This is a genomic window from Ensifer sp. LC163 (genome assembly GCF_001695855.1).
In the GTDB taxonomy this organism is placed as follows: Bacteria; Pseudomonadota; Alphaproteobacteria; order Rhizobiales; family Rhizobiaceae; genus Ensifer.
Map to the genome: position 1 here is coordinate 223,460 of NZ_MBSS01000001.1, position 20,573 is coordinate 244,032.

Genomic DNA, 20,573 nt, shown 5'->3' on the forward strand with positions numbered 1-20,573 from the left:
GTTTCTGCGGCCCCGCCGGAAACGCACCAGGCTATCCTCATCGGGGGCGAAGGACATTCGCCCCCGATTTCGCCCGCTGGCGAACAACGCCCATCAGTCCACAGGCTCAAGCCTTGCGAGGGCATCCGCAATCCGTTGCGGCGCCTTGGGACGCGTGTACATCCGCTCAAGATAGGCCTTGAGATTGGGGCAACCGTCGATCAGCCCGACTTCATTGCCCCAGTCCATGACATAGGCGGTGACGCAGTCGGCGATGCTCATGCTGTCGCCAACGATGAACGCGCGCCCATCCATGTGGCGCTCAAGCACCTGCGCCATCGCCACAAACTCCTCTTTGGCCAGAGCAATGTCTTCGGGCAGGCGCTTGTCTTCGGGGTACAGGAAGGTGTGCTTGGCTATCCGCCACAGCGGTTGCTCCAGTTCGGTGACGGCAAACAGCGACCAGCGATAGGCCTGCGCCCGCTGCGTCAGGTCGGCGGGCATCAGCCCCTTGGCGCCATATTTTTCGGCCAGATACATGACGATCGCGGCGGATTCCGTCAGCACAAGATCGCCGTCGACCAACACCGGAACCTTTCCGGCGGGGTTGAGGCGCAGAAAGTCGGGGTGACGGTTTTCGCCGGCGAGCAAGCTGACGGGAATGAACTCGAATTCCGCATCAAGCTCGTGAAGGGCCCAACGCGCGCGAAGCGAGCGCGTCGGACCAAATCCATACAGTTTCATCATCTTGGCTCTCCTCAGGTTCGGTCAGACTGCGGCGTCTGCGCACTGTCAGAACGGCGACCCTTCTTCCATCATCGCAATTTCGTGGTCGCTTTCCAAGGACGCGGCAGGACACCCCGATCCGACAGAGGCTTCTAAAAAAATCAGCGCATGCTGCGGGTTCCCCTTTCGCCTTGTTCGGCGAAATGCGTTGCGCGGCATCGCGAAGATGGGCGATTTGGTTACGGCATAATTCCTTAATTCGGAACCGATTTAGGGAGAAAATTATGCAGCAAGTTTAAGGTGTTACAGCGTCCTTAGCGCGTCATAATTGACGCGCGGCGCAGTAGCGAGCGGACGTGCGCAGTACTGGCGCAATCACGCTACCGCATGTCAGACGCTCGACTAGAATGATTTGGGTGCGCAAGAGGAATACCGAAGTGACGACAACCAGCAACGACACCATGGCCTTCTACCGGGAGAATGCCGAGACCTACGCGGCGCGCGACCGTAAGCCGCCGACGGATCGCCTCAGCGCCTTCATCGCCCGGCTTGCGCCCGGTGCCGCCGTGCTCGATCTCGGCTGCGGCGGCGGCCATGACAGCCTGCATCTGATCGAGGGCGGGCTTGAGGTCACGCCCTGCGACGGATCCGTGGAACTGGCGCGGGCCGCCGAGCGGCGGATCGGCCGCAAGGTCGAGGTCGTCACCTTTCAGGAAATCGAGTGGAGCGAGAGGTTCGACGCCGTCTGGGCGGAGGCCTCGCTGCTGCACGTGCCACGCACCGAATTGCCCGATGTGCTGGTGCGCGTTCACCGGGCATTGCGGCCGGGCGGCCTGCTGCAGGCGAGTTTCAAGGCCGGCGAACGGGAAGGCCATGACCGTTTCGGCCGCTACTTCAACTATCCCTCGGCCGCCTGGCTTCGCACCTGCTTCGAGTGGGCGGGATGGTCGAATATCCTGATCGAGGAGGCAGATGGCGGCGGCTACGACAACCAGCCGACCCGCTGGCTGCATGTGACGGCCACGGCTGACCGCCCGATACCTTGAGCCCCCTGAACGTGCAGACGGACACGCCGCACGGCAGCAACCTTGATCGAAAAGTGGAGAGGCAAAGGCATCCAGGAAGAGCAGATCACCCGCAGCAGGCTCCGCACTGCGATACCGTGGTCCCGGCTGTCCAGCACCAGAACGCAAAGGCCGGTGACCCGACCCTATCCATGCGGACCGTTCAGGCCGAAGCCTTATTCTAGGCTTCGCGGCTGAAGTAGCTCAGGATTAGAAGCGTGCAGATCGCGCCGATGATCAGGGCATCGAAAAGTGCAAAGTGCTCCAGAATGTTTGGCATGATACATCCTCCTTCCCACTAAACCTATGAGAGCATGATTTTGTTCCGATGGGAAGGTTTCAAGGAAAATATACTTTATTGATCAACGTCAATTTCGAAATAAAATCTTGCGATGCAGCGAAAAAATACTGCATTGCACAAACAAATTACCAGTCAAAAATCACCGAAACCACAACCAGTGGGCGTGCTGCCGACGCGCCCGTCATGGCTGACAATGGCTGCAGACGCCGCGGCCGCGACCTGTGACCGTCTCGTGCAACGCGGAGCCAAGAACGTTTCCCGATAGGCTGAAAGCCGATGCCGGAGCTGATGGCCGACACGTCAAACAAGCAAGGATCGCCGTCGGCTGCCGCTCAGTCTCGCTGAGCACTCTTCGAGTTCGGGCCCGCCGTGAATTGCGGCTCTGCCGCAGGTGCGGTCCTGCGTCGCTTGAACAGCATATCCTTGGCCGCAAGCAGAGCCCCGACCGTGATCAGGACGCAAGCAACCGCGATCGACCAATGAAACACGCCGAACCCCGCCAGCAGCAGGACGATGACCGAGAGCAGCGGTGCGGCGTAGGCCAGAGCGCCAAGGATCATGATATCCCCATGCTTGCAGCCGTAGTCCCAGGCGTAGAAACCGGCCCCGAGTGGTATTGCCCCCAGAATGACGATTGCCGCCCATTGCACCCACGTCTCCGGCCAGACGGTGGTTTCCAGCGTCAGATGCAGCGCAAACGCAACGGCTGACGTGATCAGGCAATAGCCTGCCACTACATCTGTCGGCGCCTGGCCGAAGCGACGGGACAAAACGGAATAGCCGGACCAGACGAAGGCGCAGAACAGGGCGATCAGGTGGCCGGGCTTCACGCCCTCGGCCAGCCCGACGCTACCGCCCTTGGTAATCACCAGGATGGCGCCGACCAGACCGAGGATCACGCCGAGAATGTGGTGCGCCTGCAGCCTCTCGCCCGGCAGGAACGCCGCGAACACCACGATCAGCAATGGCCACAGATAGGCGATCAGGCTGGCCTCGACCGGCGGCGCCGACTGGATCGCGAAGAAATAGGCGCAGTGGTAGATGCAGAGCCCCGCCGTGCCGAGCGCCCAGACCTGCCACGGCTGGCGCAGCGACTTTATCGCAGCCGGGCGGACGACCCAGCTCGAGACACCCACGAGCCCGCCGAGCAGGAACGTCATCGCTGCCAGTTGAAACGGCGGGATCGGCCCCGCGGCGGTGGAAAGAAGCGCAAGGAATGACCAGGTCACGATAGCCAGAAAGCCGATCAGCGTCGGTATCGTCTTCACGTCGCTTGTCTCCATCCGCAAGCGCTTGTTTTCGCACGGAAGCGGAATTCTGCGCTGCCGGATACGGCCAACGGGTAACGGAAATGCGACGTGGCGCAGTGTTGCGTTATCACTCCCATGTCCAGTTCAACCCGCTCCGGAGGCTACTTATGCCGCATTTCAAACTGGCTCTGGCTCAAGGAGAAGTGCTGCCGAAACCCGAAGCACCAGAGCGCCGCTTGGACGCCCTGTCTCGCTGGCAGTGGATGGCACGCGACAAGCGAGATCCGAAACCGCCCGGCGATTTCGGGTCGACGACAGGCGCACCACATCGAACGGAAGCATCTACAGCGCCGTGCGTCTATTTAGACGCGCAAAGGTCGCTGTAACACTTTGAGTTGCTGCATAATTTTGTCCTTAAATCGATTCCGATTTAAGGAATTATGCAGTAGCCGCCCTCATGCGCCGAGTCAGAGCGTTACCGGTTCAGGCGGAGCCACAGAAGCGTTCTAGCTCTTTCTTTCCAAGCATTTCCTACTGCATGTTTCCTTAAATCCTACCCGATTTAGGGATAAAAACATGCAGCAATTCAAGGTGCTACAGCGACCTTTGCGCGTCTGATAACACGCGCGGCGCTGTAACGGAAAACCGCTTCGCACTTTTCCTGAAAATGCTCTATCTCTTTGTTTTTACGCATTTTCTGACGGAAAACCGCTTCGCACTTTTCCTGAAAATGCTCTAGGCGATCGGCTGGACCGACTTCACGCTGCCGTTGCTGTCGACGATACAGTTGAACTTGCGCCCGCCGGCGTCGAGATCGACGCTGTAGGAGGCCGCATCCAGCTGGCGTGAACTTGTGGGCAGAACCTTGCTGCTGTCGACCTGTGCGGTGCCCGCAGCCGCGTTGGCGCAGATCAGTTGCAGATCGGCGGGTGCCGTCTGCAGGCTCGTGCGCGCCATCTCCTCCGGTTTCGGTGGCGACTGGCAGCCGCCGAGAAAGGCAAGGCCAGTGCCTGCCGCCAGAAGCCAACGCTTTGAACGCATCATCCCCTCGATCACCAAAAATCCTCCCCTTTCAAATCCTGTAGCCCGCTGCCCTGCCCGCCCTTTGCCCCAAAGACCGGCTGGCGGCTTCCTTTCAAACAGTCCCACCTCAAGGCAATCGGCGTGGCAGGTCCAGCCGGGAGCGCCATCTCAGGTTCGCTCCCGCCGGGCTGCCTGGTCAGACACCCTTGTAGAGTGCCGCACCCTGCATCAGCACGATCACCTTGGCCCCGACCTCGACCCGCGAATGCAGGTCGGTGACGTCGTCATTGTTCATGCGGATGCAGCCGGACGAGACGTCGAGCCCGATCGTCCAGGGCTCCACCGTCCCGTGGATGCGGTAGATCGTGTCGGCATCGCCCTCGTAGAGATAGAGCGCCCGGGCGCCGAGCGGGTTGTCCGGCCCGCCGGGCATGCCGGCTGCCCATTTCGCCGCATTGGGATCACGCGCCACCATTTCGGGCGGCGGCGTCCAGGTCGGCCACTCCGCCGTGCGCCCGACGCGCACGATGCCGGCCCAGCCAAACCCCTCGCGCCCAACGCCGATGCCATAGCGGATCGCCTGCCCGCCGGGCTGGACCAGATAGAGAAAGTGCTGGTTGCCGTCGATGATGATCGTGCCCGGCTTTTCCGCCGTGCGGAATGTCACCACCTGCCGGCGAAAGGCCTCCGGCAGCTGGTTGTTGCGGGCATAGTACTGCCGCGCTTTCTTCTTGTCGTAATTGACCCATTTCTTGGTTCTGGCGTCGTAGATCTGGGTCTGCGCCAGCGCCGCAAGCGGCCCGAGGCATAGGCCCGCGGCCAGCATCACCAGCCCAAGTCTGCGCGCCCGGGTCATGAACTTGGAGCTTCCTGCATCGGCTGCGTTTCGATCCGGTGTCGTCGTCATTGTTTCGCCCACCCGTCGATGCGTGCCGCGTTGTCGTCCACCCACTTCTTCGCGTAGTCGGCCGGCGCCTGCCGCTCGACCTCCAGCGCGTAGCTCATCTTCGTCACCTCCTCGGGCGAGAAATCGACCTGATCGAGGAACTTGGCGATATCGGGGTGTTTCTTGCCGAAGCCGGTGGCATAGGCGATCTGGAAATGCGCCGCGTCCCAGGAGGTCGCAGCCGTCGACTTGGCTATCCACAGGGGGTCGTCCGCGCCGACGATCTTCCACTTGGCCGGATCGTGCGGCGGCTCCTCGATGCGGGCGATCTTGTGCAGCTCGAAGACGTGGTGCGGCGCGTAGCAATAAAACACCATCGGCCGCGCCGTCGCGATCGCCGCGTCGACACCTGCCATCGCCACCTCTTCCTCCGCCTCGAACAGCGTCAGGTTGGCGCCATAGCCGTAGCTGTTGGCCCGGGTGCGCTCGATGCCGGTCGAGAGCCAGGTCGGCGCGCCGATCCACAGCTCGCCCTTGCCGTCGCCGTCGGTGTCGAGGATCCTGGTCTTCTCGGGGTCGCTGAGATCGGCGATCGTCTTGATCGTGCCTGCCGCCTCCGGCGTGGCGCAGAGCCCCTGCCAGGCCGGCACGCTGCGCGCGCTCAGGGTCGCAACACCCTTGTCCGTCACATATTTCTTGACGATGTCGCCGAAATTGGGCTGCCAGACTTCCGGCTGGATATCGACCTCGCCGGTCTCGAAGCCGACGAAGGCGTTGAGCGTGCCGAGCTCCTTGACCTCGGCATTAAGGCCGAATTTCTTGGCGATGCTGACCTTGAGGATGTTGGCCGTCGCCTGGCCGGACGGCCAGTTGGGCATGGCGATCACCAGATCGGCCGCCGCAGCAGGAGCAGCAGAACCGAGCGCAAGCACCAGGCAGGCGGACATGCAGAACTCTAGACGTCTCTTCACAGTCCCCTCCGAACAGCTTTGACCGATCGACCTGAATGACTTGCGAATGCGTATGAAAGGTAGAGCGGGCGGCGGGCGATGCCCGTGCCCTATCGAATGCAACTGTTCCCGTGGTCGGGCCTTGTCGCGGCCCCGGCGACGTTTTCCGCCGCCCTGTCTTCTTTGGCCGGCAGGATGCCTACAGGATCGACATCCGTCAACGCCTGGCTGTACCGGACATTGAAACAACTGTTATTTTTTCGCTCAGCCGGCAGTTGTCCCCAGGGCGGGCAAGGTTCGGTCCGCCGGCTACTGCATAATTCCTTAAATCGGGTTCGATTTAAGGAGGAAATTATGCAGCAAGTTTAGGGTGTTACAGCGTCCTTAGCGCGTCATATTTGACGCGCGGCGCTGTAATGCGCCGCCGGCACGGCCACCGCCCGGCCGCGCCAGCGCCGCCAGTCGAGCGCAGCGGCGACGGCGGCCAAAAGCACGATCAGCAGCTCGGCCACGAAGGTCCAGTGGAAGAGGAAGTTGACATACCACGGTTTATAGAGCGCCGGAACGTGCACGAGGTTCACGCGAAGATCCGAAAGCGGATGCAGCCAGCGGATATCGGCGGCAACCGAATCCATGAGCAGATGCAACAGCACGTTCGCCAGCCCCACCCCGACGAGAATGAGCTGATTGCGTCTTCCGCTCATCGTCAGAGCCAGCGCCAGACCGGCTGCGATAACCAGCCAGAATATTGGCGTGTGCGTCCAGTAGTCATGGTGCGGCGTCTGCCGGCCGTCGATCAGAAAGAAATAGGCGAGATCGAAATCCGGCAGGACCGAGCATAGTATCCCTGTGGCAAGGATCGCACCGGATTGCGCCGGTCTGCCGCGCGCGATGAAACGGCTGAGCAGATAGCCGGCTGGCAAATGAGCAATAAACACAATGGTCTCCCGGAGCATGTAGGCGTGTAAATGCATGACGCGAACAGGAGCGAGATTGCAACGCATTTGGCCGAATTCGCGGCGACCTTGCATTAGGCGCAATTAAAGCTCACAGTGTTTCATCGACATTGGCCAGCTTGGCTTTTCGCGGCGTCAGAGGCTCTCGACCCGCCATTTTCCCCATTTTCGAGTGCTGAAGGGTGCGCGCCGCGCACGCTCGGCATTGCTCCAACGCCGTGTGCTGACATGATCACAGGAACGATCATGCGTTTCGACTTCAACCGTGGTTACGGCTTTGTTCAGCCGGAAGACGGCAGCCGCGCAGTCTATGTCGATGCGCGGGCGCTCTATAGATCTGGCATCAAATCGATCTTTCCGGGCCAGACTTTCCGCTTCGAGATTTGGAAAGACGAAAAAGGGCGCATCGCCGCCCGCAACCTGCGGCTCTGACGCAGTCGACAACGAACCGATTGTCATGGCCGCAACGCCGAGCAAATGCCGGCGTCGGAAGGAGACGTCATGTTCAGCAGAACCAAGCACCGCACGATCCACTTCAGCGAACCCTTCCGGCTGCCCGATATCGAAGGACTGCTCGCGGCCGGCGACTATGAGGTGGATGATGACGAAGAACTGATCGAAGGCATTTCGTGGCTCGCCTATCACCGCGTCGCCACGTTCATCAAGGTGCCGGCGACCGCGGGCAATGGCCAACGCATGCGCCTGGTCGCGATCGCGCCGGAAGAGCTCGATCGCATCATCGCGATCGACCACGCCAAGCATGCTCCCACCCGGGCATTCCAACCCTAAAAGGTCAAGAACCAATGTCCGCACATCGCTTCGCCGTTGGATTATCGGTCCGCCTCAGGGATCGCAGCCATATCTCGCCGAATGCCGCGGAAACCTACCGCATCACCGCCATCATGCCGGTCCGCGACAGCCAGCCCCAGTACCGAATTCGCAACGACGAGCTTGGTCAGGACCGCGTCAGCAAAGAGGAAAACCTGGAGCCGATCGAGTGGGGCATGCCCCGCCACTAACAAAGGAACCACCATGACCTACTACGGAAAACTGAAGCAACTGCTCCAATGGAGGGGCGCGCCGGCAATGGCCCCCACCAGCAAGCCGATCACTCGAAAGACGTCTGCCCGAAAGCCGAAATCCATGTCGGACGGTGAACAGAAAGGCGAGAACGTGCGCGCCGTCAAATTGCGGCGCGGCCGTGAGACATTGGAGCGACATCGCCTTTTATGACCCGCAACAAGCAGGATTTGACATGAACATGAGCCACGAACAGCAAAAACACACGCTCCTGGGCTGGCAGGCCCAAGGCGGCCCGCCGCGTCAGAGCGGCGATCTCTACCAGTTCGGCCGACGCGTCGAAGCGGACGGATCCTGGACGATCTATCACGTCTTCACCGGCACACCGGCGCATATCGGGCTATGGACCATGACCGGCCTCAATCGTCGCAACGCAGACAAGGCTCTGACGATCCTGAACACGCATTGAGCGGCAATCCGCTCGCCAACATAGGCACCGAGGAAAATACACATGCACGGAGTTTCCGCAGAAATTGTTGCCGCCCTGACCGATGCGGAGATCGACATGCTCCGTCGCGTCTTCGAGGCCATCTGCATCGAATACGACATCCCGCGAGAGGGGACCCGATCCGAACACCTCGCCCGATTTCTGATGGCGGCGTTTAGCGGGCCGCTTTCGACGGAGAAATCCCTGCTGGCGGCAGCCCATTCCTTCTACCTTCACCACATCGCAGACCCATGAGCGCCAATCACGCCCAGCGGGTGAGCAGCCACAATATCTTCTTGCCCTCCCGCAACCGGAGAAAAGTGCATGCGTCGCGTCCTTCTGGGTCTCGCCCTGGCTCTGGCCGGCTCGTCGTCAGCCCTGTCCGCCTGCAACGACGGCCTGCTGACAATCTCAACATGGTCGATAAAACCGATCGACAGCCACATGAACGAGCTGTCCTTCACCGTTCGCTCCAGCGCCGCAAAAGGCATCCGCATGCTCGATGCGCAACTGGGCTTTACCGACAGGTTGGGCGCCACGATCGGTCCACTGGTCATCGATAGAGATATCGCCATTCCCGCCCGCGGCAGCTTCACGGACACGCGGGTCTGGGGGCCCTTCACCATCGAGCGGCTCCTGAAGGTCAATGCAGAAGACATCACCACCCACACGTGCGTGCACGCGGTCGTCTATGATGACGGCTCCAAGGAGACATTCGAATAATTGAAGAGCAGACGGCGGAACCCGCAACGACTGCGGGCTGAATGACGCGCAAAGAAAAAGGCCGGGAAATCCCGACCTTCTCAATATCGTCTCAATGGCCAGTGCCAGTACATCCGTGGTCAAAGACCAGAGACGAAATATCGGTGATTACGCAGCAGACAGGTTGTCGGCAGCGCTCTTGCCCGAACGTGCATCGCGAACGATGTCGAAACGGACCTTCTGGCCTTCGACGAGCGAGCTCATGCCGGCGCGTTCAACGGCAGAAGCGTGCACGAAAACGTCGGTTGCGCCGTCGTCCGGAGCGATGAAGCCAAAACCCTTGGTGGTGTTGAAGAACTTTACGGTTCCAGTATTCATAAGAATTTCCTTTCAATCAAAAAGTTCGCCGGCCGGCTCTGGACCGGACACGGAAGTAAGATCGATTTTGATAGGAAAGGTCAGCTTGAACGCCGGTCGGCGAGAAAACAAAGCTCAGCAAGCAAGATCGATGGCGGATCCTTTACAGGCACATTGTGTTCTTAGCAAGGAGCGATATCAACTATGGAAATACGTATACCGTTTGCGGAGCATTTGGATGGCATAATTCGCAGCAGCCGTAGCGGGCCGCGGGCCCTTGTGCCGCAGATTCAAGCGTCGCAGCGGCCGGCAGGCGCGCTGCTGATGCCACACGACGGGCCAAACGAGAAAAGACCCGCCGCGGTCAGCACGCGACGGGTCTTTGGCAGATGCGGATCACCGACGGGGAGGCTCGTCGGGATCACGTGAACCACCTGACTGGGAGGCGATCAGATGGTTCGCATTGCTCTTGGCAAAGGTCATTGCCTTGCATGTGTTGGATATTAGCCGACCTTCGAGGCGAGAGGTGTTCCCAGGGTAACAGCTCGAAAGAATCATCGGCAGCGGCCGGCACGCCACCTGCCTTCCCCGCTCCTCCGCCATCGCGCCCGTACCCGTGTTTCGCCGGCGTCCGCCCTCCCTCATTCCTTTGCTCGTCACAGGAATCCACGCCGATACGCCGGCGGCGGCGGGATCACTCTTTTGCGGAAGCGCTGTCTTCGGCTCCATCGCTCCGCGCACGCAGCACGGCTGGTCCCTGTGACGAGCACAGATCTGCCGATGAACTCGCCGCTTGCCCCACCCCGTCCGGCTCCTGCATAACTCCTTAAATCGGATCCGATTTAAGGAAAAGATTATGCAGCAAGTTTAGAGCGTTACAGCGTCCTTTGCGCGTCATGTCTGACGCGCGGCGCTAGCGCACCAGCGGCCCGTTTGCCTTTTTCCAGGCATCGATGCCGCCCTCGATATGGCAGGCGCCGATCAATCCGGCGGCTTGCGCCGCCTCGACCGCCATCGCCGAGCGTTCGCCGAAGGCGCAGTAAAAGACGATGCGCTTGCCGGTCGCAAGCGCCAGTTCATGCAGCATGCCGCCGGCGCCGATGTTTTCCTGCAGTTCCGGATAGGGCGCGTGCAGCGCGCCGGGAATGGCTCCGTGCTTTTCCCGCTCCGCCCTTTCGCGCAGGTCGACGATCGCCACGTCCGCGCGTCCTCTCAGCGCCAGCGCTTCCACCGCCGAAACCGCCCAGCCCTTGCGCGCGATCTCCTCCTGGTGCAACCCGACATGGATGTTGGCCGGCACCGCCACATCCATCATCTTCGGGTTCGGCAGCTTGAGATTGTTCATCAGGTCGACATATTCGTCGACCGATTGCACCTTCAGGCGCGGATTGAACCGCTTTTCCTCGCCGATGGTCGAGACCGTGTCGCCCTTATAGTCATGGGCCGGATAGACCAGCGTGTCGTCGGGCAGCTTCAACAGCTTGTTGAATATGGAATCATATTGCTGCCGCGGGTCGCCGTTCTGGAAGTCCGTGCGGCCGGTGCCGCGGATGAGCAGCGTGTCGCCGGTAAAAACCCGGCCGCCGGTCAGGAACGAATAGCTGTCGTCCGTATGGCCGGGCGTGTACAGCACATCGAGGCTCAAGCCCTCGATCGCGACGCGGTCCCCCTCCGCGACCCGCATGGAGACCACATCGGCCATCGACTGCTCGCCCATGACGGTGATGCAATGGGTGCGGTCGCGCAGCGCGCCCAGCCCGGTGATGTGGTCGGCATGCAGATGGGTATCGACCGCCTTGACCAGTTTCAGGTCGAGCTCGCGCACCAGCTGCAGATAGCGCTCGACCTTTTCCAGAACCGGATCGATGATCAGCGCCTCACCGCCCTGCCGGCTGGCGATGAGGTAGGTGTAGGTGCCGGAGGTGCTGTCGAAGAGTTGACGGAAGATCATCGGCTTCTCCCTTCCACGAACCTGCTGCATCCTGCGGGGACGGATCCAGCCCGCTGGATGCGCTGACACTTGAAAAAACGACCGCATCATCCTTCCCGGGACCAACTCCGGTCCAGGGCGTCATGCGAGCGGCGCGGGCGCGGCAGGCCGCCCCGGCGATTATTGAGGCTGCGGCACGATCCGGATATAGGGCTTTGGCGCACGCCAGCCCTCCGGATATTTCTGCTTGGCTTCCTCGTCGCTGACCGAGCCGGCGATGATCACGTCGTCGCCGTGCTTCCAGTTCACCGGCGTCGCCACCTTGTGCTTGGCCGTCAGCTGCAGCGAGTCGATCACCCGCAGCACCTCGTCGAAGTTGCGGCCCGTGGTCATCGGATAGACCAGGATCAGCTTGACCTTCTTGTCCGGCCCGACGACGAAGACGTTGCGCACGGTCTGGTTATCGGCCGCGGTGCGCTGCGTCGGGTCGCCCGATACCGGCGCCGGCAGCATGCCGTAGAGCTTCGATACGTTGTAGTCGATGTCGGCGATCATCGGAAAATTCGGCTCGGCGCCCTGCGTTTCGGCGATGTCGGCGACCCAGCCGGCGTGGCGGTCGAGCGGATCGACGGAAAGCCCGATGATCTTTACCCCGCGCCGGTCGAATTCCGGCTTGATCTTGGCCATGTAGCCGAGTTCGGTGGTGCAGACGGGTGTGAAATCTTTCGGATGCGAGAACAGGACAGCCCAGGAATCGCCAATCCAGTCATGGAACTGGATCTTGCCTTCCGTGGTCTCCGCCTGGAAATCCGGTGCGATGTCGTTGATTGCAAGTGTCACGGTAGACCCCATCGTTTGAAGATATTCTGGCCTCAGCCATACAAGCTACGAAGTTTGCCACTTTTGATGCGATAGGCAACTTCTAAAGAAGAGGTAGAGAGACGAGAGGCGGCGGCCTTGCCGCTGTGGTAATCTGGCGTCATACCAACCTGCGCCGATATTGACCGATTGCGTGGGACCGTGTGCGGTCATCCGGGAAGGAGCGGACCTCAGAGCGATGCCTCGGCATCGCTCGAGGATTGCGACGCTGCCGGTGGCCGACACACGGCCCACCCAAAAGGCCCGGCGCAATACGTCAATATCAGCGCAGGTTGGTATCAGGTCGGAGCGGGCGTCCATGAGCGATACGCGGAAAATTGCGGCCATCCTTGTCGCTGACGTGGTCGGCTACAGCCGGCTGGCCGGCCTCGATGAAGAGCGCATCCTGGCGCGGCTGCGCACGCTTCGCAGCGACCTGATCGATCCCACCATCGCCGTCTACAACGGCCGCATCGTCAAGCGCACCGGCGATGGCAGCCTCATCGAGTTCCGCAGCGTCGTCGATGCCGTGCGCTGCGCCATCGAGGTGCAGAGCGCCATGCTGGAGCGCAATGCCGGCGTGCCCGAGGATCGCCGTATCGAGTTCCGCATCGGCATTCACCTCGGCGACGTCGTCGAGGAAAGCGACGGCGACCTGATGGGCGATGGCGTCAATATCGCCTCGCGGCTGGAAGGCATCGCCCGCCCCGGCTCCATCTGCCTTTCCGAGGATGCCTACCGCCAGGTAAAGGCGCGGCTCGACCTGGCGGCAACCGACCTCGGCGCCACGCAGTTGAAGAACATCGTCGAGCCGATCCGGATCTATGCGCTGGAGATCGGCCTTGCGCATGGGGCCAATGACCCGGTGCCGGTCCCCTCGCCGGTAAAGGCGCAGCCGCAGCCGCCGTCCTCGTACCACCTGCCCGAAAAGCCCTCCATCGCCGTGCTCGCCTTCGACAACATGAGCGGCGATGCCGAGCAGGAATATTTCTCCGACGGCATCAGCGAGGACATCATCACCGATCTCTCCCGGCTGCCGGAGCTGCATGTCATCGCCCGCAACTCGTCCTTCGTCTACAAGAACGCCGCCGTCTCCGTGCCGGAGGTCGCCAAGGCGCTCGGCGTGCGCTACGTGCTCGAAGGCAGCGTGCGCAAGGCCGGCAACCGCGTGCGCGTCACCGCGCAATTGATCGATGCCAATGATGGCGGCCACGTCTGGGCCAACCGCTTCGACCGCGATCTCACCGATATTTTTGCCGTTCAGGACGAACTGACGCGGGAGATCGTCGCGGCGCTGAAAGTCCAGCTGACGGGCGGCGGCCAGAACCCTCTCGCCGGCGGCCGCCCCGTCGACGTCAAGGCCTACGAGCTGCTGCTGCGCGGCCGCGAGCAGGCATCAGTGCACACCCTTCTCGCCAATGCCGCCGGGCGCAGCCTGGCCGAAGCCGCCATCGCCATCGACCCGGACTATGCCGCAGCCCATGCGCTCATCGCCTTCACCCACGTGCTCGACTACGTCAACGACTGGAGCGCCGACCCCGAGCAGTCGTTGCGCACCGGCCGGGCGCTTGCCGAGCGGGCCGTAGCAATGGCCAACGACCAGCCTGACGGCCACTGCTCGCTCAGCATCGCCTGCATGTGGATGAGAGAGCTGGATCGCGCGAAAGAGGAGGCGCAACTGGGGCTGGCGCTTGCACCCAGCTCGGCGCAGCTTCACATGGCGCTTGCCCACGCGCTGATCTTCTCCGGCGATCCGAAGGCAGCGCTCGACGAACTCGAAATCTCCATGCGGCTCGACCCGCTCTATCCTGAAGTGCTGCTGCAGTTCCTCGGCGACGCCCACTTTTCGCTCGGCAATTACGAAACGGCGATCCTGGCGATCGAGGCCCGGCTGATGCGAAACCCGCATTCGGAAACCGCCTATGCCCTGCTCGCCTCCTGCCACGGCCACCTCGGCCGGCCGGAGCAAAGCCGCCAGGCGTGGAACCGCGCGCTCGAACTCAACCCCAATTTCTCCATCGCCCGCCGCCGCCGCGTCCTGCCCTTCCGCAACCCGGACGATTTCGAACGCCGTGTCGAGGGACTGCGCAAGGCGGGGCTGGTGGCGTGAGGGGGGCGGGTTGCTCGTGTGCCCAATTGCCGCCAAGCCTGTTACCGTCACTCAAGCCTGTCGCTTGGACAGGATCGGCTGAAGCGCATCGAGCAGCAGTTGAGGCGACACGGCCTCGCCGGTCGGCGTCCAGGAATTCTGGAACTCCGCAATCTCGATACCGATCACGGGATGCTGGGCGATCACCTCGCAGCAGCGGCGCAGGTCGTCCAGCGACAGTCCGCCTTCATGCACGTAGTCGGTGGGGACGATGCCCGGATTCAGGACGTCGCAATCGAGATGCACATAGACCGGCCGGCCAGCGATCGCCTTCTGCAGGCCCGCCACGAGGTCGTCCTGCGGCTTGATATGCGGGATCGCATGGCGTTCGATCAGGTCCTCTTCGAACGGATCGAGGTCGCGCTGGCCCACCAGAACGATCCGATCAAGCCCGAGCCCTGTCCCGAGGCCGGACTCCCAAAGTCCGGTGGGCCCGGCAAGCGCGAGGCCACCGAGGTAGCCGGTCGTCGTGGCCTCGGGCGTGTTGAGATCGGCATGGGAGTCGAACCAGACGATGCAGGCCGAAGGATGGTGTTTTGCGACGGCAGGCAAAGTCGCCAATGAAACGGCGCAGCGGCTGGTCGCGGCGATCGAAACGCCGCCGCTGGCGAATACCTCGTCAAACCTTGCCTGCACTTGGCGAAGCGCAGGCATCGCAGCATCCAGTTCGTCGCGCCAGCCGATATTCAGAGCCGGTTCGGGGTTGCCGACCACGACGGGCTGGATACCCGTTTTCCGTTCCAGCGCTTCGCCGATGGCTCTCGCTCCCGGCATCGCCAGATCATTGTGGTCCCCTGCACGTCCCTGAAAAACCGTATATGCGATGCTCATTTGAACGCCCTAATCCTTCGCCCAGAGTATCCGAGGGCTGTCGACCCAAACCTCACCCGGCTGCAACAGCCTCCGCTACCGCCAGTTCCGCCATGGCCAGTGCCGCCTCGCGGGTTTTGGCAGCGGCGATGAAGCGGCCGTTGTGGCAGAAGCTTGCGCCCTCAACGCCGCAGGCGGCCTCCAGGTCGCCGTTGGTCAGGCCCGCCCAGGCGGCAGGCAGGTCTGCGCGCAGCTCGAACCCTTCGTCGGCGCGGCGGATGCCGGTCAGGCACCAGTCCTTGTCGCGCGGGTGAACCACGAACAGCAGATGATCGGCGCCCGCCTTCACGATGGCGGGGCGGAAGGGCATGCCCATCGGAAGCTCCAGCACGCGGCCTTCGCCGGTTTCGACGATCGCCTGGTGCACGACGGCTTCGGCCCGCAACTTTGCGGCGCTGCGCCCAATGCTGGCCTCGACGAAACTCCGGGCGATGGCGAGTGCTGAATGGAAGGCGCGATCATCGGCCTCAGGGTCGGTCTCGTCGAAATCCGGCTTCAAGGTTTCCAGGAGCGCCGGCAGCGTCAGCCCGGCAAGCGGCCCGGCAACGGACGGGCTGAGCGCGCCATTGTCCACCAGATCGACCGGCAGCACGAAGCTCCTGTCGAACGAGGCGTGCACCGCCTCGACATGCGCCTGCGGGACATCAGAGGCGGCGAGATAATCGCGGCCATAATGCTTCCAGATCAAGCCGAACGAGCTCAAGGGCTGGCCGTCGTCGCGCAGAGGGGCGCCGCGCTGGTGGTGATCGAAAATCCCGGCTGCGGCGTCATAGGCGCCGCCGACGTCGTAGATGATCCGGTCGCCGCCTGGCGTGATCCACTCCGGCGCCCGGCTGCGAATGATGCGCGCCGCCGGAAACAGCCGGGTCAGGATGACGCTCGACAGCAGCTCATCGGCATGGAAGCCACCGGAATGGGTGACGAGGAAATCTGGGATCATGCCGAGGTGCGCCTTGTGGTTTTCTGAGGAATGTCCGCCCGAGGGCGTTTGCGGTTGGCACCAGATAGCCCTTGCCGGATACCATCTCAACCCATCACTCACTTATTACAGCTTATGGGCCGCCTTCGGCGTCCGTGGCTCGGTCCGGCAGTTGGCCGCCTCCCATTTCACCCCTGCCCGAGGTCGAGCGACCAGGTCTGGCCCACCAGATCCTTGCCGAAGGAATGGTGCGGCGCTTCCTCGAGGAGCGTGAAGCCGGCGCGCTCGTAGATGCGGCGGGCCGAGGTCAGCACGCTGTTGGTCCAAAGTACCAGCGTGTGATAGCCGACAGTGCGGGCACGGCCGATGCAGGCATCAACCAGCGCCGCCCCGACACCCCGGCCGCGCGCATCCGGCTCGACATAGAGCAGCCGGAGCTTGGCCACGCCGGGCTTGTCGCCGGCCACCAGGAAGATCGAGCCGACGACGCGCCCGTCGATCTCGGCGATCCAGGCTGCCTCGCGGGCCGGGTCGAAGGATTGCACGAAATCCGCAAGGATGCGCGCGGCGAGCGCCTCATACTCCTGGTTCCAGCCATATTCCTGAACGTAGAGAACGGTCTGGCGGTGGATGATCCACCCGAGATCGCCCGGCCTCAGATCGCGCAGCAGCAGTTCACCCGCCGCCCTCTGCTCAAGGACCTCGCTGATGATACCGGTGGCTGCGATCAGGCGCCTGCGCTCGGCCGGCGGCAAGGTATCGAGCAGCGCGCCGATGGCCTCGCGGGTGTTCTGCTCCAGGGCTGCGAAGGTGGTGCGCCCGGCCGGGGTCAACGAGATCGGCTGGCGGCGACCGCCCTCGGGATGATCCGACTTCTCGACCAGCCCGCGATCGGCAAACCGCTTCAGCGTGCGGCTCAGCTGGGCGCGATCGACCTGAAGTATGCGCATCAGCTCGGCCGCCGTCGGCTCTTGCCGGTGGGCAAGCTCGTAGAGGATACGCGCTTCGGTGAGCGTGAACGGGCTCTGGTCGAGATGGGCGTTCAAGAGGCCGAGACGGTTGGTATAGAGGCGGTTGAAGGCGCGCAGCGCCGCCACGTCAGGGTGATCGATGGTGAGTGTCATGGGGATGATCCAGCCTAAGTTGACTCAATCAACAACTATCTGTTGATTGAGTCAACATGAAACGCGACCGGGCACAATGCGCGCAATTATCGGCTTCGGGGGAATCCGCCGAACCGATGGCCGGTCGCGCGGCTCTTAATTCCTGGCCCCGAGCGCCAGCCGGCAGGCAAGCCCGGCAAAGACGGTGGCGAGCAGATATTGCGGCAGTTTTCTGAAACGGGCGGGTGCCGAAAGCCGGCTGCGGATCTGGCCGCCGAGCAGGATCACCGCGCCGTTGACCAGAAAGCCGATGCCGTTCAGCACCGTCGCCAGCACCAGCGTCTGCACGATCATTGCGCCGTTTTCGGGCCGGATGAACTGCGGAAACAGTGCCAGCACGAACAGCGCCATCTTCGGGTTGAGCAGGTTGGTCAGCAGTCCCTCGCCAAAAATCCGCCTGAGCGACAGGCGTTTCAGCGACGAGGTCGGCGAAAAATCGATCGCCTGCGAGCGCCAGGTCTTCCAGGCGAGATAGAGGAGATAGGCGCACCCGGCCCAGCGCACGATCTCATAGGCGATCGGCACGGTGGCGATCAGTTGCGACAGCCCGAGGGCGGCGGCAAGCGCATGGCAATAGGTGCCGAGCGCGATGCCGGCATAGGTGAGGAACCCCGCCCCCTGCCCCTGGCTGACGCTGCGTGAAGCGATCAGCAGCATATCGGGACCCGGCGTGGCGGTCAGCACCAGCGATGCGGCGGCGAAAAGTAGAAGTGTGGAGAAATCCGGCATGACATCTTCCTTTGAGGTGGCCGGAATTTCGGTTTAGCCGGATTCGTGGGAATGGCAAGGCCGGAGCGAACGGCCGGCGGGAGGCCGCGCGACACATCGGGCGGCACGCCTCCTTAGCGATAATCCACCCAGATGCCGCCGGCGTCGGCCGAGCGCACGCAGTTCTCCACCCAGCGCACGCCCTCGAGCCCGGCATCGATGCCGGGGAAGACGAGGTCGTCGAGCCCCTCGGGCGTAAGGCCCCGCTTGCCGCCGATCGCCAGGGCGAAGCGGCGATAGAGATTGGCCCAGGCCTCGAACAGGCCCTCCGGGTGGCCGCCGCCGATGCGGTCGTCGATGCGGGCCTCCGGGTAGAGATAGTCCATGCCGCGCTCGAGGATGCGCACCGGATCGCCCTGGATCTCGTAGGAAAGCTGGTTCGGCCGCTCGTCCCACCATTCGATGCTGGCCTTCGAGCCGACGATGCGCACCTTCTGCCCGTGCATCGAGCCGGCATTGACGGCGCTCGACCAGACGGTGGCGATCGCGCCATTGTCATATTCCATCAGGGTCACCGCATTGTCCTCGAGCGGCGCCCGGCTCTTGACGAAGCTTTGCCGCGTGCACATCAGCCGCTTGATCCTAAGCTGCGGCAGGATCACCTCGGAGAGGTAGAGCGGGTGCGTTCCGACATCGCCGAGCACATAGCTCGGCCCGGCAAATCTAGGGTCGACGCGCCAGCGGGTCGAAGGATTCTGCTCCTCGACGGCGGCGCTGTGGAAGCCATGGGCGAATTGCAGGTTGACGATGCGGATCTCGCCGAGATCGCCATGCCGCACCATGGCGCGGGCCTGCTCGATCATCTGGTGGCCGGCATAACCGTAGGTCACGCCGACGATGCGGCCGCGCGCCTCAGACAGCGCCTTCAGCTCCTGCGCCTCCGCAACGGTAAAGCAGAGCGGCTTTTCGCAGACCACATGCAGGTCGTGCTCGAGCGCCGCCTTGCAGATGGCGAAATGGGTGTTGTTGGGCGTCGCGATCGACACCGCCTCGATGCCGTCGGGCCTCTTGGTCTCGGCGGAAAACATCGTCGCATAGTCGGCATAGCTGCGCGCTGCGTCGAGGCCGAGATCGAGGCCGAAGGCGCGGCCGCGCTCGGCATCGATGTCGAAGGCGCCGGCCACCAGCTCGAACGTATTGTCCCTCAGCGCCGCCGAGCGGTGGATCGAGCCGATCTGGCTGCCGCGCCCGCCGCCCACCATTGCCCAGCGGATCGGCCTTCTCTTCGTTTCCGTCATGATCTTTTTTCCTGTGTGCTTGAGCGTTGGGTGCGTGCCAGTTTCAAAACCCGACCGAACGCAGATAGTCGCGGCTTTCCCTGACGTCCGCGAGGCTGCCGGCCACGCTTCTCGGATCGCGCTCCTGCTCCACCGTGATGAAGCCGTGGTAGCCGATCTCCTCCAGCGCTTGGCCGACGGCGGGATAGTCGATCACCCCTCGACCGATCGGGCACATCACCCCTTGAGCGCAGGCCTCGAAGAAGCGGATCTTTTCGCCCATCACCCGGTCGAGCACCGCCTGGTCGATATCCTTGAAATGGAGGTAGTCGAGCCGGTCGGCATAGCGCCGCAGCGTCTCCACCGGGTCCATGCCGGCGTAGTAGGTGTGGCCGGTGTCGAGGCAGAAGCCGGCAATCTCCTGCGGCACGTCGCCGGCGATCCGCTCGATCTCGTCGGCAAATTCGATATAGCCGCCGGCATGGGGATGGATCACGGCGCGCACGCCATATCCGCGGGCGCGCTCGGCGATCGCCTCGATATTGGCGACCAGGCCCGCCCAGGCCTCATCGGAGAGCCGCGGCGCGCGGTCGAAATGCCCGGCCGCATAGTCCCGCTCGTCATGGCCCCAGTCCATGACGGTGAGGTAAGGCGTTGCAAACCTCTGGCCGGCCACCTGTGGCGGCTGCGGCAGCCTTGTGATGGCGGCGCAGATCTCGTCCGTCTGACGCAGAAGGTTGTCGCGATTGTCAGGCGAAACCAGATCGTCGAAGATCGTGCCGGCGACGATGAACAGGTTGCGCTCGGCAAGTGCCGCGGCAACCAGCCGGTCGTCGAGCGGCACGTAACCGTAGGGCCCGAGCTCGAGCCCGCCATAGCCGGCGGCGGCCGCCTCGTCGAACACGCGGCTCCAGGCCGGCAGGTTGGGGTTGTTGACGTCGTCCACGCCCCAGCAGCAGGGGGCGGTCGTGATCGTGATGCTCACGGCTTCATTCCTT

The 20,573-nt window shown here is 62.8% G+C and carries 23 protein-coding genes; 8 read left to right on the plus strand and 15 right to left on the minus strand.

From position 1 onward, the window contains the following. Positions 1-93: 93 nt before the first annotated feature. Positions 94-726, minus strand: coding sequence for a glutathione S-transferase family protein (locus tag BC360_RS01145; RefSeq protein ID WP_083222377.1), 633 nt, complete (start codon positions 724-726; stop codon positions 94-96). 440 nt (positions 727-1,166) lie between these two features. Between BC360_RS01145 and BC360_RS01150 the strand changes: the two genes are divergently transcribed. Further along, the gene (locus BC360_RS01150; protein ID WP_244512658.1) at positions 1,167-1,751 is read left to right on the plus strand and encodes a class I SAM-dependent DNA methyltransferase; all 585 of its coding nucleotides are present in this window, start codon (positions 1,167-1,169) and stop codon (positions 1,749-1,751) included. 651 nt (positions 1,752-2,402) lie between these two features. Here BC360_RS01150 and BC360_RS01155 read toward each other — a convergent pair. The 5 genes from BC360_RS01155 to BC360_RS01175 all read right to left on the minus strand — a co-directional run bounded on the left by BC360_RS01155 (position 2,403) and on the right by BC360_RS01175 (position 7,210). Continuing rightward, entirely contained in the window at positions 2,403-3,338 is a 936-nt protein-coding gene (locus tag BC360_RS01155) for a DMT family transporter (protein ID WP_065787046.1), read from the minus strand. Between the two features lie 717 nt (positions 3,339-4,055). Next, positions 4,056-4,361 carry a hypothetical protein gene (locus BC360_RS01160; protein ID WP_139109869.1) on the minus strand — a complete coding sequence of 102 codons (306 nt, stop codon included), beginning with the start codon at positions 4,359-4,361 and terminating at the stop codon, positions 4,056-4,058. A 178-nt stretch (positions 4,362-4,539) separates the two neighbouring features. Continuing rightward, a complete protein-coding gene (locus BC360_RS01165) occupies positions 4,540-5,199 on the minus strand; it encodes a L,D-transpeptidase (RefSeq protein WP_065794244.1) in 660 nt (219 codons plus the stop codon). A 47-nt stretch (positions 5,200-5,246) separates the two neighbouring features. Next, positions 5,247-6,176, minus strand: coding sequence for a glycine betaine ABC transporter substrate-binding protein (locus tag BC360_RS01170; protein WP_413813721.1), 930 nt, complete (start codon positions 6,174-6,176; stop codon positions 5,247-5,249). Between the two features lie 395 nt (positions 6,177-6,571). Next, positions 6,572-7,210, minus strand: coding sequence for a metal-dependent hydrolase (locus BC360_RS01175; protein ID WP_244512648.1), 639 nt, complete (start codon positions 7,208-7,210; stop codon positions 6,572-6,574). Between the two features lie 171 nt (positions 7,211-7,381). Here BC360_RS01175 and BC360_RS01180 point away from each other — a divergent pair, with 171 nt between their 5' ends. From BC360_RS01180 to BC360_RS01205, 6 genes are all read left to right on the plus strand, one after another. Further along, entirely contained in the window at positions 7,382-7,567 is a 186-nt protein-coding gene (locus BC360_RS01180) for a cold-shock protein (protein WP_161491350.1), read from the plus strand. Between the two features lie 69 nt (positions 7,568-7,636). Then, on the plus strand, positions 7,637-7,924 hold the full coding sequence (locus tag BC360_RS01185) for a hypothetical protein (protein WP_065786910.1): 288 nt from the start codon (positions 7,637-7,639) through the stop codon (positions 7,922-7,924). A 14-nt stretch (positions 7,925-7,938) separates the two neighbouring features. Beyond that, positions 7,939-8,154: a hypothetical protein gene (locus tag BC360_RS01190; protein ID WP_065786909.1), complete on the plus strand. Its 216-nt coding sequence runs from the start codon at positions 7,939-7,941 to the stop codon at positions 8,152-8,154. A gap of 236 nt (positions 8,155-8,390) precedes the next feature. Continuing rightward, positions 8,391-8,624 carry a hypothetical protein gene (locus tag BC360_RS01195; protein WP_065793955.1) on the plus strand — a complete coding sequence of 78 codons (234 nt, stop codon included), beginning with the start codon at positions 8,391-8,393 and terminating at the stop codon, positions 8,622-8,624. A gap of 42 nt (positions 8,625-8,666) precedes the next feature. Continuing rightward, positions 8,667-8,897, plus strand: coding sequence for a hypothetical protein (locus tag BC360_RS01200; protein WP_065786906.1), 231 nt, complete (start codon positions 8,667-8,669; stop codon positions 8,895-8,897). Between the two features lie 69 nt (positions 8,898-8,966). Further along, a complete protein-coding gene (locus tag BC360_RS01205) occupies positions 8,967-9,365 on the plus strand; it encodes a hypothetical protein (protein ID WP_065786905.1) in 399 nt (132 codons plus the stop codon). A 147-nt stretch (positions 9,366-9,512) separates the two neighbouring features. Here BC360_RS01205 and BC360_RS01210 read toward each other — a convergent pair whose 3' ends face one another. From BC360_RS01210 to BC360_RS01220, 3 genes are all read right to left on the minus strand, one after another. Further along, positions 9,513-9,722, minus strand: a complete 210-nt coding sequence (locus BC360_RS01210) for a cold-shock protein (RefSeq protein ID WP_025427573.1) — start codon at positions 9,720-9,722, stop codon at positions 9,513-9,515. A gap of 892 nt (positions 9,723-10,614) precedes the next feature. Continuing rightward, entirely contained in the window at positions 10,615-11,652 is a 1,038-nt protein-coding gene (locus tag BC360_RS01215) for an MBL fold metallo-hydrolase (protein ID WP_065793956.1), read from the minus strand. A gap of 159 nt (positions 11,653-11,811) precedes the next feature. Next, positions 11,812-12,483, minus strand: a complete 672-nt coding sequence (locus BC360_RS01220; RefSeq protein WP_083222378.1) for a peroxiredoxin — start codon at positions 12,481-12,483, stop codon at positions 11,812-11,814. Positions 12,484-12,808: 325 nt separating this feature from the next. Here BC360_RS01220 and BC360_RS01225 point away from each other — a divergent pair, with 325 nt between their 5' ends. Continuing rightward, positions 12,809-14,599: an adenylate/guanylate cyclase domain-containing protein gene (locus BC360_RS01225; protein ID WP_065793958.1), complete on the plus strand. Its 1,791-nt coding sequence runs from the start codon at positions 12,809-12,811 to the stop codon at positions 14,597-14,599. A gap of 51 nt (positions 14,600-14,650) precedes the next feature. Here the strand turns inward: BC360_RS01225 and BC360_RS01230 are convergent, their stop codons facing one another. From BC360_RS01230 to BC360_RS01255, 6 genes are all read right to left on the minus strand, one after another. Further along, positions 14,651-15,469, minus strand: a complete 819-nt coding sequence (locus tag BC360_RS01230; protein ID WP_065793959.1) for an arginase family protein — start codon at positions 15,467-15,469, stop codon at positions 14,651-14,653. A gap of 52 nt (positions 15,470-15,521) precedes the next feature. Next, positions 15,522-16,448, minus strand: coding sequence for an MYG1 family protein (locus tag BC360_RS01235; protein WP_065793960.1), 927 nt, complete (start codon positions 16,446-16,448; stop codon positions 15,522-15,524). A 167-nt stretch (positions 16,449-16,615) separates the two neighbouring features. Continuing rightward, positions 16,616-17,551 carry a helix-turn-helix domain-containing GNAT family N-acetyltransferase gene (locus BC360_RS01240; protein WP_065793961.1) on the minus strand — a complete coding sequence of 312 codons (936 nt, stop codon included), beginning with the start codon at positions 17,549-17,551 and terminating at the stop codon, positions 16,616-16,618. 135 nt (positions 17,552-17,686) lie between these two features. After that, positions 17,687-18,319, minus strand: coding sequence for a LysE family translocator (locus tag BC360_RS01245; protein WP_065793962.1), 633 nt, complete (start codon positions 18,317-18,319; stop codon positions 17,687-17,689). A gap of 113 nt (positions 18,320-18,432) precedes the next feature. Continuing rightward, positions 18,433-19,596: a Gfo/Idh/MocA family protein gene (locus BC360_RS01250; protein ID WP_065793963.1), complete on the minus strand. Its 1,164-nt coding sequence runs from the start codon at positions 19,594-19,596 to the stop codon at positions 18,433-18,435. A gap of 43 nt (positions 19,597-19,639) precedes the next feature. Beyond that, positions 19,640-20,560 carry a TIM barrel protein gene (locus BC360_RS01255; protein ID WP_065793964.1) on the minus strand — a complete coding sequence of 307 codons (921 nt, stop codon included), beginning with the start codon at positions 20,558-20,560 and terminating at the stop codon, positions 19,640-19,642. Between the last annotated feature and the right edge of the window lie 13 nt (positions 20,561-20,573).

Bases quoted from the DNA above. Each gene is read 5' to 3' on its own strand.
- BC360_RS01145 (WP_083222377.1), bottom strand. From the start codon at position 726: ATGATGAAACTGTATGGATTTGGTCCGACGCGCTCGCTTCGCGCGCGT.
- BC360_RS01150 (WP_244512658.1), top strand. From the start codon at position 1,167: ATGGCCTTCTACCGGGAGAATGCCGAGACCTACGCGGCGCGCGACCGT.
- BC360_RS01160 (WP_139109869.1), bottom strand. From the start codon at position 4,361: ATGCGTTCAAAGCGTTGGCTTCTGGCGGCAGGCACTGGCCTTGCCTTT.
- BC360_RS01165 (WP_065794244.1), bottom strand. From the start codon at position 5,199: ATGACCCGGGCGCGCAGACTTGGGCTGGTGATGCTGGCCGCGGGCCTA.
- BC360_RS01170 (WP_413813721.1), bottom strand. From the start codon at position 6,176: ATGTCCGCCTGCCTGGTGCTTGCGCTCGGTTCTGCTGCTCCTGCTGCG.
- BC360_RS01175 (WP_244512648.1), bottom strand. From the start codon at position 7,210: ATGCAAGGTCGCCGCGAATTCGGCCAAATGCGTTGCAATCTCGCTCCT.
- BC360_RS01180 (WP_161491350.1), top strand. From the start codon at position 7,382: ATGCGTTTCGACTTCAACCGTGGTTACGGCTTTGTTCAGCCGGAAGAC.
- BC360_RS01185 (WP_065786910.1), top strand. From the start codon at position 7,637: ATGTTCAGCAGAACCAAGCACCGCACGATCCACTTCAGCGAACCCTTC.
- BC360_RS01190 (WP_065786909.1), top strand. From the start codon at position 7,939: ATGTCCGCACATCGCTTCGCCGTTGGATTATCGGTCCGCCTCAGGGAT.
- BC360_RS01195 (WP_065793955.1), top strand. From the start codon at position 8,391: ATGAACATGAGCCACGAACAGCAAAAACACACGCTCCTGGGCTGGCAG.
- BC360_RS01200 (WP_065786906.1), top strand. From the start codon at position 8,667: ATGCACGGAGTTTCCGCAGAAATTGTTGCCGCCCTGACCGATGCGGAG.
- BC360_RS01205 (WP_065786905.1), top strand. From the start codon at position 8,967: ATGCGTCGCGTCCTTCTGGGTCTCGCCCTGGCTCTGGCCGGCTCGTCG.
- BC360_RS01210 (WP_025427573.1), bottom strand. From the start codon at position 9,722: ATGAATACTGGAACCGTAAAGTTCTTCAACACCACCAAGGGTTTTGGC.
- BC360_RS01215 (WP_065793956.1), bottom strand. From the start codon at position 11,652: ATGATCTTCCGTCAACTCTTCGACAGCACCTCCGGCACCTACACCTAC.
- BC360_RS01220 (WP_083222378.1), bottom strand. From the start codon at position 12,483: ATGGGGTCTACCGTGACACTTGCAATCAACGACATCGCACCGGATTTC.
- BC360_RS01225 (WP_065793958.1), top strand. From the start codon at position 12,809: ATGAGCGATACGCGGAAAATTGCGGCCATCCTTGTCGCTGACGTGGTC.
- BC360_RS01230 (WP_065793959.1), bottom strand. From the start codon at position 15,469: ATGAGCATCGCATATACGGTTTTTCAGGGACGTGCAGGGGACCACAAT.
- BC360_RS01235 (WP_065793960.1), bottom strand. From the start codon at position 16,448: ATGATCCCAGATTTCCTCGTCACCCATTCCGGTGGCTTCCATGCCGAT.
- BC360_RS01240 (WP_065793961.1), bottom strand. From the start codon at position 17,551: ATGACACTCACCATCGATCACCCTGACGTGGCGGCGCTGCGCGCCTTC.
- BC360_RS01245 (WP_065793962.1), bottom strand. From the start codon at position 18,319: ATGCCGGATTTCTCCACACTTCTACTTTTCGCCGCCGCATCGCTGGTG.
- BC360_RS01250 (WP_065793963.1), bottom strand. From the start codon at position 19,596: ATGACGGAAACGAAGAGAAGGCCGATCCGCTGGGCAATGGTGGGCGGC.